The sequence below is a fragment of the Citrobacter amalonaticus genome, from assembly GCF_037053465.1.
Taxonomy (GTDB): domain Bacteria; phylum Pseudomonadota; class Gammaproteobacteria; order Enterobacterales; family Enterobacteriaceae; genus Citrobacter_A; species Citrobacter_A amalonaticus_H.
Window position 1 is genome coordinate 75861 of record NZ_JBALIF010000006.1, and the last position, 15243, is coordinate 91103.

Below are 15243 nucleotides of genomic sequence, written 5' to 3' on the forward strand. Positions count from 1 at the left end.
GAATTACTGCATAGCACAATTGATTCGTACGACGCCGACTTAAATAAGTCGGCTTTTTTTTGTCTGCCTGTTTTCAACGGCTACCCTAAAAGGGAGTCAATGAAATACAGGAGGCCCTCATGTTACGTATCTTCCCTCACGATCATAACGCTATTCACTTCTCTGACCCGGTGCCCACCGATCCGGTTCCGATACCTGATCCTATACCCCGACCACAGCCGATGCCGGACCCACCGCCCGATGAAGAACCGATTAAAATGTCGCATCGCGGGCGCGAATCTGCGAGGATACGCGCCTGCTGACTGTGAGTCGTTAACCGCGAGAATAAATTGTGACCGCTTTTTCTACCCTGAATATGTTGCCTGCTGCCCAGATTGAGAATTTGAACGAGTTGGGGTATTTATCCATGACACCTGTCCAGGCGGCGGCGCTACCGGCGATTCTGGCGGGAAAGGATGTTCGGGTGCAGGCGAAGACCGGGAGTGGGAAGACGGCGGCGTTTGGCCTCGGCTTGCTGCAACAGATTGATGCCAGTCTGTTTCAGACGCAGGCGCTTGTACTCTGTCCGACGCGTGAACTGGCTGACCAGGTTGCAGGGGAGCTACGTCGCCTTGCGCGGTTCTTGCCGAATACCAAAATTTTAACGCTTTGTGGTGGACAGCCGTTTGGCGCGCAGCGTGACTCGCTTGCGCATGCACCGCATATTATCGTGGCGACGCCCGGACGTTTGCTGGATCATCTGCAAAAAGGCACAGTTTCTCTCGACACGCTGACGACGCTGGTCATGGATGAAGCGGATCGGATGCTGGATATGGGATTCAGTGATGCCATTGACGACGTGATTCGCTTCGCTCCTGAATCGCGTCAGACATTACTCTTTTCCGCTACCTGGCCCGACGCGATTGCGGCCATTAGCGGCCGTGTTCAGCGTAATCCGATAGCTATCGAAATTGATACGGTGGATGCGCTTCCCGCCATTGAACAACAGTTCTTTGAAACGTCTGCGAGCGGCAAAATTCCGCTGCTGCAAAAATTACTCAGCCAACACCAACCGGCTTCCTGCGTGGTGTTTTGTAATACCAAAAAAGATTGTCAGGCGGTATGCGATGCGCTGAATGCGGCAGGGCAAAGCGCGCTTGCGCTGCATGGCGATCTGGAGCAACGCGACCGCGATCAGACCCTGGTGCGTTTTTCCAACGGCAGCGCCCGCGTGCTGGTGGCGACGGATGTGGCCGCGCGCGGGCTTGATATCAAATCGCTGGAGCTGGTAGTGAATTTCGAACTGGCGTGGGATCCGGAAGTGCACGTGCATCGTATCGGGCGTACTGCGCGCGCCGGGAACAGTGGTCTGGCGATCAGTTTTTGTGCTCCTGAAGAAGCGCAGCGGGCGAACATTCTGTCAGAAATGTTACAGCTCAAACTTAACTGGGTTTCAGCGCCGGCGAATGTCACGGTGACCCCACTGGAGGCTGAAATGGCGACGCTGTGTATCGACGGTGGTAAAAAAGCCAAAATGTGTCCGGGCGATGTATTAGGCGCACTGACGGGCGATATTGGTCTGGATGGCGCGGATATTGGCAAGATTGCCGTTCATCCGGCGCATGTTTATGTCGCGGTACGCCAGTCAGTGGCAAACAAGGCCTGGAAACAGTTGCAGAACGGTAAAATTAAAGGCAAAAACTGCCGGGTTCGGCTGTTGAAATAAGGCTGTCGCTTTGCCGGATGCGCGCTGCATCCGGCATATTGCAACTTACTTCACTTCCACGACGTTCAGCCGTAATTCATCACGCTGATTGTCGTCTTCTTCCGGCTGCCAGCCCGCGGGCTGAAGCGGGATCTCTTCGCGGTCAAACGCCAGATCGCCACCGTCGACGACTTCGGCACCGTGTTTAATCCCTTTGAAATCGAACAAATTAATGTCGCTCAGGTGCGAGGGAACAACGTTCTGCATTGCGCTGAACATGGTCTCGATACGACCTGGATAGCGCTTATCCCAGTCACGCAGCATGTCAGCGATGACCTGACGCTGCAGGTTCGGCTGCGATCCACACAGGTTGCAGGGGATGATAGGGAACGCTTTTGCCTGGGCAAAACGCTCGATGTCTTTCTCGCGGCAATAAGCCAGCGGGCGGATCACGATGTGTTTACCATCATCGCTCATCAGCTTCGGTGGCATACCTTTCATTTTCCCGCCGTAGAACATATTCAGAAACAGAGTTTGCAGGATGTCGTCACGGTGATGGCCCAGCGCGATTTTCGTTGCGCCCAGCTCCGTTGCGGTACGGTAGAGGATCCCGCGCCGCAGGCGTGAGCAAAGAGAGCAGGTGGTTTTACCTTCCGGGATCTTCTCTTTGACGATGCCATAGGTATTCTCTTCGACGATTTTGTATTCGACACCAAGCTGCTCAAGGTATTCAGGCAGAATATGCGCCGGGAAACCGGGTTGTTTCTGGTCCAGGTTAACCGCCACCAGTGAAAAATTGACTGGCGCGCTTTGCTGCAAATTGCGCAAAATTTCCAGCATGGTGTAGCTGTCTTTGCCGCCAGAGAGACAGACCATAATGCGATCGCCTTCTTCAATCATATTGAAATCGGCAATCGCTTCGCCCACGTGACGACGCAGGCGCTTTTGTAATTTGTTCAGGTTGTACTGATCTTTCTTGCTAATATCTTGATTTTGCGACATTTAATAGAGGCTCAATTCATAGGATGGCATCAGAAGAGTATGCATCACGCCGGAAAGTCCGGCAAAGCTGTCTGATATAAAAACTGTGGTCTGTATGGTACGGATAAGCGAGAAAAATGTCAGCACATTTAGCGCGTATGGGAGGGGGGATAAAATGAAGAAACAAAGCCCGCACCGGGATGCGGGCTGAAGAGATTAACGCACCACAAGGACTGAGCATGAGGCATGCCGTACAACGGCTGCCGCGTTAGACCCTAACAGATAAGTGGCAATGTCCGGACGGTGAGAGGCAATAATCACCATATCTGCTGGCAACTTTTTCGCCATTTCAAGGATTTTGTCTTTTGGCGAACCTTCAGCGACGTGGATTTGCACTCTGTCTGACGGGATAGCGAACTTCTTGATAATCTCTTCCAGTTGAGATTTCGCTTCGGCTTTCAGATCGTCCATGGCGGGCAACTCAGCAGAGTAGGCCAGGCCCAGCGAAGCATAGTAAGGCAGTGAAGGGATAACGGTCAGGAAATGAACCTGTGCATCGTCAATTTTCGCCTCAGCTTCGACGTGGTTAATCACGCGTTGAGTTAATTCTGAATCTGAAATATCGATGGGGACAAGAATCGTTCTGTTCATAAAACCTCCTGTTTTAGTATCCATATAAAGTGTAACGCTTTATCGCAGGTTAAGCATAATGACAGAGCTCACATTTTGGCATCACTTACTTTTGATTTCCGGGAATTTGCCTTTAATGACGCCGTCATAAAAGCGTCCTTTCGATACAACCGTCAGGAAATTTTGATAAATATGCGGCGGAACGCCGCGATAGCGCAAAATGCCCGTCTGATAGAAACGAATTTCCAGCGTAGCGGTCTTTTCGTCATAGCCGACGGAGGCGATACGTGATGAGTTTACAGGCTGGTGGTTCATGATGGCACCCTCGGCGGCAGATCGTATTAATAATGTATCATCTAACCGGCAGGGGGATTAGTCTCTGAGATATAGCGTTTTGCTATAGGCGACAGATTTTGGTTATAGGAAATATTGAAAAGGAGAGCCCGCCGTTGCCAGCGGGCGAAATAACTTAGAACTGATATACCATACCTACAGCAACAACGTTATCGGTGTTGATGCCGTTGCTACGATAGAAATTATCGTTGTCATCTAACAAGTTAATTTTGTAATCAACGAAGGTAGACATATTCTTGTTAAAGAAGTAATAGGTACCTACGTCAATATAATTAACCAGCTCCTGGCTATTATCAGCACCCTGGCCCGTCAAGTCTTTGCCTTTGGAGACGACGTATCCCAGAGACGGACGTAAGCCGAAGTCAAACTGATATTGCGCAGTGGCTTCGAAGTTTTGCGTTTTATTCGCAACACCGTTATCATCACCGTAAGGCGTCATATTACGGGTTTCGGAATACATGGTCGCCAGGTAGATGTTGTTCGCATCGTATTTCAGACCTGCTGTCCACGCATCTGCTTTATCGCCACCTGCAACTTTACCGCCCGCAGTGACTTGTTCATTAGTACGGTCAGAAGTGGTATACGCCGCACCCATGCTAAAGCCCATGCCGAAATCATAGGTAGAGGAGATACCGAAACCGTCACCGTTGGAATTCTGCAGATTACGTGAGCCACCGTTAGCCGTTCCTGACTGAGAGAAATCATCTTCATTGGTAGACTGGTTTTCGTTTTTACCCTGATACTGCAGGGCGAAGCTCAGGCCATTGACCAGTCCGAAGAAATCGGTGTTGCGGTATGTGGCCACACCATTCGCACGACCCACCATAAAGTTGTCTGCATAGGTGTAGGAGTCGCCGCCGAACTCAGGCAGCATATCGGTCCAGCCTTCGATGTCATACATAACACCGTAGTTACGACCGTAATCGAATGAACCGTAATCACCGAATTTCAGACCAGCAAAGGCCAGACGAGTAAAGCTGTTGCCATGATCGCTTTCAGTGGTGTTGGTATTCACCTGATATTCCCACTGACCAAAGCCCGTCAACTGGTCGTTGATTTGCGTTTCGCCCTTAAAGCCGATACGCATATAGGTTTCGTCGCCATCACTGTTTGAATTGTTGGAGAAATAATGCTCAGCGTCAACTTTACCATAAAGATCAAGCTTGTTACCGTCTTTATTATAAATTTCAGCGGCATGTGCTGCGCCTGCAGCTAAAAGCGCAGGGATGATAAAGGCCAGTACTTTTCTATTCATGGGAATAATCCTTTCGTTTTTATTTGACTCCCGGAGAGGAGTTAAAACATGCTAAAGGAGAAGTTCCGTAAAAGGATAAATATCAATTGTTACACGCTGAGTAAAACCTTTAATAATTAATTCAGTTGAAATGATGATAATTATTATGAATATTTTTACTCGAAATATACAAAATAAAAATTATACAACGCATTAAGAATGCGATATTCTGCGCGCGTTATATGCCTTTATTGTCACAGATTGCTTTTTTGTTGGTCAATTGCTAAAAATACTGATTTGCGAACTAACAAAATGACAAGCCCGAACGGATGTTCGGGCTTTTTTTTGGGCGTCGAGACAGTTAGCGACGTCGATGCGATCAGTCGCTACCGGTTTTTTCCGCTTTACCGGCCAGTTGCGCCAGAAAATCGTACCGTTTTTGCAGATCCGCCGCCGCATCTTTCCATAACTGCTCAGCAACCTCTGGCTGCTGTGCGTTCAGACGACGGAAACGTTGCTCGTTGAGCAATGTTTCTGCCAGCGCGTCTGACGGTGGGCGAGAGTCCAGCGCCAGCGGCAGTTTACCTTCATCTGCACGGCGTGGGTCAAAGCGGTAAAGCGGCCAGAAGCCCGTTGCGGTCAACTGACGCATCTGATCGTGACTCAATGCCAGGTCGTAACCGTGTTCCTCGCATGGACTGTAGGCAATGATTAGCGACGGACCAGGATACGCTTCCGCTTCCTGAATAGCCTTAACGGTCTGGTTGAGCTGTGCGCCGAGCGAAATCTGCGCCACATATACATGGCCGTACATCATTATACTGACGCCCAGATCTTTACGCGCTTTACGCTTACCGTGCTCACCAAATTTCGTTACAGCGCCCAGTGGCGTCGCTTTTGATGCCTGCCCCCCGGTATTGGAATAGCACTGTGTATCGAGCACCAGAATATTGACGTTTTCGGTGAGGCTCAGCACATGATCCAGCCCGCCGAAACCAATATCGTAAGCCCAGCCATCGCCACCAATCAGCCAGATCGACTTCTCGACCAGCGCATCGGCATCGGTGAGCAGTTCACGCGCGCCGTCGACATCTTTAAGGTGCTGACGCAGAGCGGTCACCTGTTCGCGGCGCTCTTCAGGCGTGGCGTCTGCATGAAGCGCGGCATTCAGTTCCGCAGGGAGCCTGTCGGCAAACTGTTCCAGCAGACGCAGAACGCGTACCCGATGCTGATCAACTGTCAGACGAAAGCCCAGACCGAACTCTGCGTTATCTTCGAACAGCGAGTTCGCCCACGCGGGGCCGCGACCATTGGCATCCGTGGTATAAGGTGTCGAAGGGAGGTTGCCGCCGTAGATAGATGAACAACCGGTAGCGTTGGCAATCAGCATTCTGTCACCATAAAGCTGGGTCAGTAGCTTGATATACGGTGTTTCGCCACAGCCGGAGCAGGCACCCGAATACTCGAAAAGTGGTGTAATGAGCTGCGACGTGCGGATATCGATGCGTTCTAGTGTGCTGCGATCAATTTCCGGCAGGTCGAGGAAGAAATCATAATTCACTTTTTCTTCCTCTACGTGTTCAAGGCGGGACATCATATTGATGGCCTTGATCTCCGGGTTCTGGCGATCTTTTGCCGGGCAGACTTCTACGCAAAGATTACAACCCGTACAGTCTTCCGGCGCGACCTGCAGCACGTATTTCTGTCCGCGCATATCGCGGGACTTCACATCCAGAGAGTGCAGGCTGGACGGCGCATTCTCCATCGCTTCGGGAGAAACCACTTTGGCGCGAATTGCCGCGTGCGGGCAGGCGGCGACGCAGTGGTTACACTGAGTACAAAGCGCTTCTTTCCAGACTGGGATCTCTTCGGCGATATTGCGTTTTTCCCATCGGGTAGTGCCCATTGGCCAGGTTCCATCAGGAGGGAGTGCTGAGACGGGAAGGGCATCGCCTAGGCCGGCAAGCATCGCGGCGGTGACGGTTTTTACAAAATCTGGCGCCGCATCGGACACCACCGGAGGACGGTTAGCACTGTGCGGATCGACCGCCAGCAGCGGCACTTCAGCTACCGACTCGCGTGCCAGCGCCAGCGCCTGCCAGTTGCGCTCAACCAGATCCTGACCTTTGCTGCTGTAACTTTTGGCAATCGCGCCCTGCAGTTCAGCCAGCGCGCTGTCGCCGGGCAGGATTTGCGTCAAATGGAAAAATGCCATTTGCATGACGGTGTTAATACGTGCCGCCAGTCCACATTCGCGGGCGATTTTGGCTGCGTTAATGACGTAGAAACGGGCTTTTTTCTGATTCAGCACCGCCTGTACTTCCTGTGGCAGTCGCGGCCAGACCTCATCGGCCGGATACGGTGTGTTCAGCAGGAAAATGCCGCCCGGTTTCAGGCGCTCAACCATCTGGTATTTGTCGATAAACTGTAACTGATGACAGCCAACAAAATCGGCCTGAGAAACCAGATACGCCGAGCGAATAGGTTGTTCACTGACGCGCAGATGCGAAACCGTCAGGCCGCCGGCCTTTTTAGAGTCGTAAACGAAGTAGCCCTGCGCATACCACGGCGTTGAGTTACCGATTATCTTGATGTTGTTTTTGGTCGCCGATACGCTACCGTCGCTTCCCAATCCATAAAATAGCGCTTCGAGCTTCGCGGTGGCAGGTAAGGTGTTATCTGGCAGCGGGAGTGAGAGATTGGTGACATCATCGTAGATACCGACGGTAAACCGTGGTTTGGGTTTCGCCTGGTTCAGTTCATTAAATACCGCCAGCACGCAGTCCGGACCAAATTCTTTAGATGAGAGGCCATAACGACCGCCAATAACGCGGGGCAGCGTTTCGCGTTCGCCACTATTAAACGCTTCCGCCAGGGCGGTCATAACATCAAGATACAACGGTTCGGCCTGTGCGCCCGGCTCTTTGGTTCGATCGAGAACGGCAACTGCCCGTACGGACTCAGGCAGGGCCTGCAACAAATGTCTGGCTGAGAACGGGCGGAAGAGACGAACCTTCAACACGCCAACTTTTTCACCGCGCGTCAGCAGTTCATCAACCACTTCTTCACTGGTGCCGATGGCTGAGCCCATCAAAATAATGACCCGTTCCGCCTGCGGGTGGCCATAGTACTCGAACGGCTTGTACTGGCGACCTGTAGCCGCGGCAAAATCATTCATCGCCTGTTCGACATGATCGTAAACGGCGTTATACCACGGGTTGGTTGCCTCACGGGACTGGAAATAGGTATCCGGGTTTGCCGACGTTCCGCGAATCACCGGATGTTCAGGATTGAGCGCCCGGGCACGGTGCGCGTCGATTTCGGCCTGAGGCATCAGGTCCAGGATGGTGTCATCCGCCAGGGGAACAATTTTGTTAATTTCATGCGACGTGCGGAAACCATCGAAAAAGTGAATAAAAGGCACCCGGCTTTTCAATGTGGCGATTTGCGAAATTAAGGCAAAGTCCTGCGCTTCCTGTACGCTCGCGGCGCACAACATCGCGCAGCCGGTCTGACGCACGGCCATTACGTCTGAATGATCGCCAAAAATGGAGAGCGCATGTGTTGCCACCGTACGCGCTGCGACATGCAGTACAAACGGCGTTAATTGTCCCGCCAGTTTGTACAGCGTAGGTATCATCAACAATAACCCCTGGGAAGAGGTAAAGGAGGTCGACAGCGCGCCCGTTTGCAATGCGCCATGAACGGTGGCGATAGCCCCCGCTTCGGACTGCATTTCGACAACGCGAGGGGTATCACCCCAGACGTTTTTTAGCCCGTTGCCAGCCCAGGCATCCGCCTGTTCAGCCATCGTGGAACTGGGCGTAATGGGGTAGATGGCGATAACTTCACTGGTACGAAACGCCACTGAGGCGACTGCACCATTACCGTCAATAGTAATCATATGACACCCTTACATTGCGCAAAAAGAGGGACGCACGAAACCACTCAGCGTCCTGATAGTTATTCTTTCAGTATAGGACTTTCCTGTATTCCCTTGAAGTTATGCGGCTTTCGAGTGCACAAATTGACACAAAGGTCGCAAAAAAGAACCTGTTGTTTATCCGTCGGCCACGGTTCCGGCCTTTAAATTATTAACAATGAGTTAACCCATTGCACAGAATTACTCTCTCTCTGTCCAATACTGGATTCCAATTTTGTTTGAGGATTTACTTAATCCGTTTATTATCCTCGCCGCTGTCCTGAAGACGTGAATGTTTTACTCAGACTTTTTAAGTTTGCGTTCATGTCGATAGTGTCTGTACTCAACACGCTTCATAACGGATATGTCTTACAAATCCATAAGTTAGCTGCAGTTGGTGAGCGCTGTTTAATCACGGATACAAGCGTTAAAAACATAATAATTTCAATTCACCCTGAGGGTGGATTTTTTTGTGCGCAAAAAAGGTCTGGATGTGATTATTTAATTAAATGTTTTTATCAAATTATGATTCGTATATTTTTACTTGCATTACTTATTTCTGCCTCGTCATCGTCATTTGCTTTCGTAAAAACTCAGGTAAAAGACTGGGGCTGGAATACACCTTCTCAACTCTCTTATTCTGAAGGGTACTTTTCACAAGCGCCTGTTCCGAATAAGAAAGCGCAACTTAAGCGTCGCATTATGAATGAATTTGCGGTGTGGAGAGGAACGGATTATCGCTGGGGTGGGGATAGCCGCAACGGTATTGACTGTTCAGCGTTCACTCGCAGAATAATGGCATCGGTTATTCACCGGCATTTGCCACGTACCGCGCTGGAGCAAAGCCACATCGGACTGAGAGTGAGTCAACGTGAACTTAACGTCGGCGATCTGGTGTTTTTTGAGACCAAACCGCATGTTCAACACGTGGGCGTTTATGTTGGTAATGATTCTTTTATTCATGCGTCGAGTTCAGAAGGTGTGACGTTGTCACATTTATCGAATCAATACTGGCAGGATCACTATGTGACCGCCCGTCGCATCAGCGCATAATGCCGCTGCGATCATAAACCGGGCAGTATTATGCAACAAAATGCGAACGAGGCGCATAATTGAGCGTATTGACTCTCGACGCGCTGGATTCAGATGCCTATTATTAGTGCGGTTTTAGTTACGCTTTCGAAATATGAGGGGAGTCAAATGCGTGCAGCGTTTTGGGTAGGATGTGCCGCGTTATTATTGTCGGCATGCAGCAGCGACAATGAACCTGTTCAGCAAGCGACGGCAGCACATGTCGCGCCGGGGTTAAAAGCGTCAATGACCAGTACCGGAGAGGCCAATTGTGCCATGGTTGGCGGTTCGCTGTCCGTTGCTCGTCAACTGGATGGTTCTGCCATCGGCATGTGCGCACTCCCCAACGGCAAACGTTGCAGCGAACAATCCCTTGCCGCGGGAAGCTGTGGCAGTTACTAAGCCCTGATTACTGCACTAAATCAGCCAGTTTATAGCTGAGCGTATGTTCCGCCGTTGCCAGGGTCAACTGGTTAGCCGTGAGATCGACCTGCGCGCCATTTTTGAGCATCGTGCTCAGCGTGTTATCGAGCGTATTGAGCTGCGGGTCGGCGCACATCATGCGCGTCATGGCCATCTGTTTGACTTTCAGTTCACCGTCTGAAAGCGATCCCTGGCCGTTGAACCGGTTGCACATGTTGCCGGAGACCGTCATCTTTTCTCCAAAGCTGAGCTCCAGAGGTTGAGGCGTCGTAGTGACCGGCTTACCGTCCACGCTCTCCAGAACAAAGCGGTGGTGCTGTAACTGTTCAGGGCTGACAGACACTTTTCCATTACTTACACAGCCTGCTGCCAGCAGGCTTAGCGCAATCAGCGCGACGCTCTTCTTCATATTCACTCTCTGGTGTAAATGGTAATTACCTTCGACAGGATAACGCTTTTATCCGTTCAGGCATTGGGGATAATCTGAAATGCCCTCCTGCAAACAGGAGGGCGACAGGATCAAAACAGTGCGTTAGGACAGGTCTCTCCGTTCGCTAACTGCTGCAAATTTTGCAGGGTGGTTTCAGAAATACTGGTCAACGCCTCTGCGGTCAGAAAAGCCTGATGCCCGGTAAACAGCACGTTATGGCAGGCTGACAGGCGACGGAATACATCATCCTGGATGACGTCATTGGATTTGTCTTCAAAGAAGAGATCGCGCTCGTTCTCATACACATCCATGCCCAGCGAACCAATTTTCTGATTTTTCAGCGCTTCAATCGCCGCCTGAGAATCGATTAACGCACCGCGACTGGTGTTAATCACCATCACACCGTCTTTCATTTGTTCAAACGCGGCATGGTTTAGCAGGTGATAGTTCTCCGGCGTTAACGGGCAGTGCAGCGAAATGACGTCAGATTCGGCAAACAGCGTCGTCAGATCGACATATTCCACTCCGATTTCCAGTGCCGCCGCGCTGGGATACGGGTCGAAGGCCAGAAGACGCATGCCAAAGCCTTTCAGAATGCGCAGGGCAGCAATCCCGATTTTGCCAGTACCAACCACGCCAGCCGTTTTTCCGTACATGGTAAAGCCCGTCAGCCCTTCCAGTGAGAAGTTAGCGTCGCGGGTACGTTGATAAGCGCGATGGATGCGACGGTTCAGGGTCATCATCATTCCCACTGCGTGCTCCGCGACAGCTTCCGGGGAGTAGGCCGGGACACGAACCACCTGCAAACCCAGCTCTTTCGCGGCGTCCAAATCGACGTTGTTAAAACCGGCACAGCGTAGGGCGATATACTTAACGCCATGCTTTTTCAGTTCTTCCAGTACCGGGCGGCTGCCATCGTCGTTAACGAAGATACACACGGCTTCGCAGCCATGGGCGGTCCTGGCCGTTTTTTCCGTTAGCAGAAAGTCAAAGAATTCAAGCTCAAAGCCATAAGTCTCGTTAACCTGTTGCAGGTACTTCTTGTCGTACTGTTTGGTACTGTATACGGCGAGTTTCATAAGACTTTCTCCTGTGATGTCAAATCACACTTATCGAATTCAAATTATTTTATATAATATCAAATATTATTGAAAGTAATACATGGTATGAATAATTTTAGAGCATCTATTCTTAATCTGGGCATGTTTCACCAAACATGCCACAATAGCGGCCTAATTCGGCTTAATTTTTCGCTAAATCAGGATATTAACTGCCCATGAAGGGTAAATATAAAGTCGCTCTGGCGCTTCTTTTACTCGTGATCCTCATTCCTCTCACACTGGTGATGACGCTGGGATGGTGGGTTCCGACGCTGGCAGGCATCTGGCTGCCGGTCGGGACCCGTATCGCGCTGGATGCAAGTCCACGTTTTACGCGCCAAGGGTTATATATTCCCGATATACGCTATCTGGCAGGCGAGTGTCAGTTGGCGCGGGTCAGTCAGGCGCAACTGTCTCATCCCAGCCGTTGGCAGTTAAATATAGGCACTCTCGAAATCGATTCTGCCTGTCTGGCAAAATTGCCACAGTCCGAAACGTCTCCCGCGGCTCCGCGCACTCTTGCTGAATGGCAATCGATGCTGCCGAATACCTGGATAACCATCGATAACGTCATTCTGGCGCCCTGGCAGGTCTGGCAGGGCAAACTGAACGTCTCACTGACACCCACGATTCAGCAACTTCGTTATCAGGGTGAGAAGGTGAAATTTCAAGGCCAGTTGCGTGGGCAAACGCTGACGGTGAGTGAGCTGAATGTGATGGCATTTGAGGGGCAACCTCCTGTTAAACTGGTCGGTGAATTTACGTTGCCGCTGGTGCCGGACGGGCTGCCGGTCAGCGGCCATACTGTTGCGACGCTCAGTTTGCCGCAGGAACCGTCGCTGGTTGATGCCGAACTGGAGTGGCGAGAAAACGCCGGGCAACTGATTGTCATGGCGCGGGACAATGCCGATCCGCTGCTTGATTTACCCTGGGAACTGACGCGCCAGCAGGTGACCATCAGCGATGGCCGCTGGTCCTGGCCCTATGAAGGTTTTCCGCTGAGCGGTCGTCTGGGCCTGAAAGTGGAGAACTGGCAGGAAGGTACCGAGAAAGCGGTCATCAGCGGGCGGATGAATGTGTTGACGCAGGGGGACGCGGGCAAAGGAAACGCAGTGCTTTCATTTGGCCCGGGCAAACTGAGTATGGATAACAGCGCTATGCCGCTGCAACTGGTCGGCGAAGCGAAACAGAACGATTTAATTTTCTATGGCAAACTGCCTGCGCAATTAAGCGGAAGTCTCGCCGATCCCATGCTGGCATTTGAACCCGGCGCACTGCTGCGCTCGCGCGGACGCGTGATTGACTCACTGGACATTGACGAAATTCGTTGGCCGTTGGCAGGCGTCAAGGTGACGCAGCGGGGTGTGGACGGGCGATTGCAGGCTATTTTACGTGCCCATGAAAATCAAATGGGTGATTTTGTCCTGCATCTGGATGGCCTGGCGAATGATTTTCTGCCTGATGCCGGTCGCTGGCGGTGGCGTTACTGGGGCGAGGGCAGCTTTACCCCGATGCATGCCAAATGGGATGTTGCCGGGAAAGGTGAGTGGCATAACAACACCATCATCCTGACGGATCTCTCCACGGGTTTCAATCAGCTTCAGTACGGCACAATGAAAATAGAGACACCGCGACTGGAGATGGATAAGCCAATCGAGTGGGTGCGTGATGATGCGCATCCTCGCTTTAGTGGCGCGATGTCCTTTGATGCGGGCAAAACCCTCTTTTCTGGCGGCAGCGTTCTGCCTCCCTCGACGCTTAAATTCAGCGTCGAGGGACGCGATCCAACGTTTTTCCAGTTCAAGGGGGACTTGCATGCCGGTGCGATCGGACCTGTCAGGGTAAACGGCCGCTGGGATGGTCTGCGGTTACGCGGGCAGGCATGGTGGCCGAAGCAGTCTCTGGAGGTATTCCAGCCGCTGGTTCCGCCGGACTGGAAAATGACATTACGGGAAGGCGAGCTGTATGCCCAGATGGCGTTTTCAGCCGCCGCAGAGCAGGGGTTTGAAGCGGGCGGTCACGGTGTCTTAAAAGGCGGTAGCGCCTGGATGCCGGATAACCAAATTAATGGCGTCGACTTTGTGTTGCCGTTTCGCTTCAACGCAGGCACGTGGCAGTTAGGTACACGTGGGCCGGTTTCACTGCGTATTGCCGAGGTCGTCAACCAGGTCACCGCCACGGATATTACCGCCGATCTGCAAGGGGCGTACCCGTGGAGTGAAAGCAATCCACTGCTGCTGACCGATGTCAGTGTGGATGTCCTTGGCGGTAAAGTCTCCATGCAGCAGCTACGTTTGCCGCAGCACGATCCGGCTCTGGTGCGAGTACAAAATATCTCCTCCAGCGAACTGATAAGCGCTGTAAATCCAAAACAGTTCGCCATGTCAGGCCCGGTGAGCGGCGCGCTGTCTTTGTGGCTCGATAATGAAAAATGGATAATTAAAGACGGCTGGCTGACCAATCCTGGTCCTATGACGCTGCGAATTGACAAAGACACCGCGGATGCCGTGGTAAAAGACAATATGGCGGCAGGTGCGGCGATCAACTGGTTGCGATATATGGAGATTGCGCATTCATGGACCAAAATTAATCTGGATAATCTGGGGGTTTTGACAATGCAGTCACAAATCACCGGGAACAGTCGGGTGGATGGCAAAGTCGGAACGGTGAATCTGAACTACACCCACGAAGAAAATGTGTTTACGCTTTGGCGCAGCCTGCGCTTTGGCGATAATTTACAGGCGTGGCTTGAACAAAACGCGGCGCTGCCAGAAAAGACCTGTCAGGCAGGCAAGGAATGTGAGGAACCTCAATGAAAACGATGACCGCTGTGCTGGCGCTTCTTTCGCTATTGACATTAACCGGCTGTACGCCGCGTATTGAAGTCGCCGCGCCAAAGGAGCCAATCACTATCAATATGAACGTCAAAATTGAGCATGAAATATACATCAAAGTCGATAAAGACGTTGAGAGTCTGCTCAAATCGCGTAGCGACTTGTTCTGAGGTCATGATGAAAAAAATCGCACTACTGTCAACGTTGATTCTGAGTCTACTGGGCGGAAACGCCTTCGCGCTGACCTTAAATGAGGCCAGAACCCAGGGGCGAGTCGGTGAAACCCTGGACGGTTATCTGGTGGCGCTGAAACAGGATGCGCAAACGCAGGCGCTGGTAAATGAAATCAACAAAGCGCGAAGCGTAAGCTATCAGCAACTCGCTGAAAGCCATCATCTTCCCGTCGATGAAGTGGCGAAACTGGCCGGGCAAAAACTGGTTGAGCGTGCAAAGCCGGGAGAATACGTGCAGGGCATCAATGGTAAGTGGCTCAAAAAATAGCATCCAGAGTCTGAATTTTCAGCTGGAGGTGGTTAAAGCACATAGAATGGTGGCAATATCATAGGGTCAATAATTATCA

14 protein-coding genes are annotated in these 15243 nt (G+C 51.6%); 7 read left to right on the top strand and 7 right to left on the bottom strand.

The window, feature by feature from the left end; all coding sequences use genetic code 11:
• Positions 1 to 119 precede the first annotated feature (119 nt).
• Together WB371_RS11845 and dbpA are read left to right on the top strand one after the other, a co-directional pair.
• The gene (locus WB371_RS11845) at positions 120 to 302 is read left to right on the top strand and encodes a hypothetical protein (protein ID WP_336220264.1); all 183 of its coding nucleotides are present in this window, start codon (positions 120 to 122) and stop codon (positions 300 to 302) included.
• Between the two features lie 29 nt (positions 303 to 331).
• Positions 332 to 1705, top strand: a complete 1374-nt coding sequence (gene dbpA, locus WB371_RS11850; RefSeq protein WP_336220265.1) for an ATP-dependent RNA helicase DbpA — start codon at positions 332 to 334, stop codon at positions 1703 to 1705.
• A 45-nt stretch (positions 1706 to 1750) separates the two neighbouring features.
• On the opposite strand, the gene ttcA is transcribed toward dbpA, so the two are convergent.
• The 5 genes from ttcA to nifJ all read right to left on the bottom strand — a co-directional run bounded on the left by ttcA (position 1751) and on the right by nifJ (position 8787).
• The gene (gene ttcA, locus WB371_RS11855; RefSeq protein WP_336220266.1) at positions 1751 to 2686 is read right to left on the bottom strand and encodes a tRNA 2-thiocytidine(32) synthetase TtcA; all 936 of its coding nucleotides are present in this window, start codon (positions 2684 to 2686) and stop codon (positions 1751 to 1753) included.
• 195 nt (positions 2687 to 2881) lie between these two features.
• Complete coding sequence (gene uspF, locus WB371_RS11860) at positions 2882 to 3316, bottom strand: universal stress protein UspF (protein ID WP_336220267.1); 435 nt, start codon at positions 3314 to 3316, stop codon at positions 2882 to 2884.
• An 81-nt stretch (positions 3317 to 3397) separates the two neighbouring features.
• On the bottom strand, positions 3398 to 3610 hold the full coding sequence (locus WB371_RS11865) for a KTSC domain-containing protein (RefSeq protein ID WP_336220268.1): 213 nt from the start codon (positions 3608 to 3610) through the stop codon (positions 3398 to 3400).
• A gap of 154 nt (positions 3611 to 3764) precedes the next feature.
• Positions 3765 to 4904 (bottom strand): porin OmpC, encoded by a 1140-nt coding sequence (gene ompC, locus WB371_RS11870; protein ID WP_336220269.1) that lies wholly within the window; start codon positions 4902 to 4904, stop codon positions 3765 to 3767.
• A gap of 358 nt (positions 4905 to 5262) precedes the next feature.
• Positions 5263 to 8787, bottom strand: a complete 3525-nt coding sequence (nifJ, locus tag WB371_RS11875; RefSeq protein ID WP_336220270.1) for a pyruvate:ferredoxin (flavodoxin) oxidoreductase — start codon at positions 8785 to 8787, stop codon at positions 5263 to 5265.
• Between the two features lie 351 nt (positions 8788 to 9138).
• On the opposite strand from nifJ, the gene WB371_RS11880 reads away from it, so the two are divergent.
• Together WB371_RS11880 and WB371_RS11885 are read left to right on the top strand one after the other, a co-directional pair.
• Positions 9139 to 9858, top strand: coding sequence for a C40 family peptidase (locus tag WB371_RS11880; RefSeq protein ID WP_336220271.1), 720 nt, complete (start codon positions 9139 to 9141; stop codon positions 9856 to 9858).
• A gap of 147 nt (positions 9859 to 10005) precedes the next feature.
• A complete protein-coding gene (locus WB371_RS11885; RefSeq protein ID WP_336220272.1) occupies positions 10006 to 10278 on the top strand; it encodes a DUF333 domain-containing protein in 273 nt (90 codons plus the stop codon).
• Between the two features lie 7 nt (positions 10279 to 10285).
• Here the strand turns inward: WB371_RS11885 and hslJ are convergent, their stop codons facing one another.
• Both hslJ and WB371_RS11895 read right to left on the bottom strand, forming a co-directional pair.
• Complete coding sequence (gene hslJ, locus WB371_RS11890) at positions 10286 to 10708, bottom strand: heat shock protein HslJ (protein ID WP_336220273.1); 423 nt, start codon at positions 10706 to 10708, stop codon at positions 10286 to 10288.
• Between the two features lie 110 nt (positions 10709 to 10818).
• Positions 10819 to 11808, bottom strand: a complete 990-nt coding sequence (locus tag WB371_RS11895) for a 2-hydroxyacid dehydrogenase (RefSeq protein ID WP_336220274.1) — start codon at positions 11806 to 11808, stop codon at positions 10819 to 10821.
• Between the two features lie 197 nt (positions 11809 to 12005).
• Here WB371_RS11895 and WB371_RS11900 point away from each other — a divergent pair, with 197 nt between their 5' ends.
• From WB371_RS11900 to WB371_RS11910, 3 genes are read left to right on the top strand one after another with little or no spacing between them, the layout of a single operon-like run.
• A complete protein-coding gene (locus tag WB371_RS11900; protein WP_336220275.1) occupies positions 12006 to 14645 on the top strand; it encodes a YdbH family protein in 2640 nt (879 codons plus the stop codon).
• Complete coding sequence (locus WB371_RS11905; protein ID WP_336220276.1) at positions 14642 to 14833, top strand: YnbE family lipoprotein; 192 nt, start codon at positions 14642 to 14644, stop codon at positions 14831 to 14833. The genes WB371_RS11900 and WB371_RS11905 overlap by 4 nt, the downstream gene beginning before the upstream one ends.
• Positions 14834 to 14837: 4 nt before the next feature.
• The gene (locus WB371_RS11910) at positions 14838 to 15164 is read left to right on the top strand and encodes a YdbL family protein (protein ID WP_420704045.1); all 327 of its coding nucleotides are present in this window, start codon (positions 14838 to 14840) and stop codon (positions 15162 to 15164) included.
• Positions 15165 to 15243: the final 79 nt, after the last annotated feature.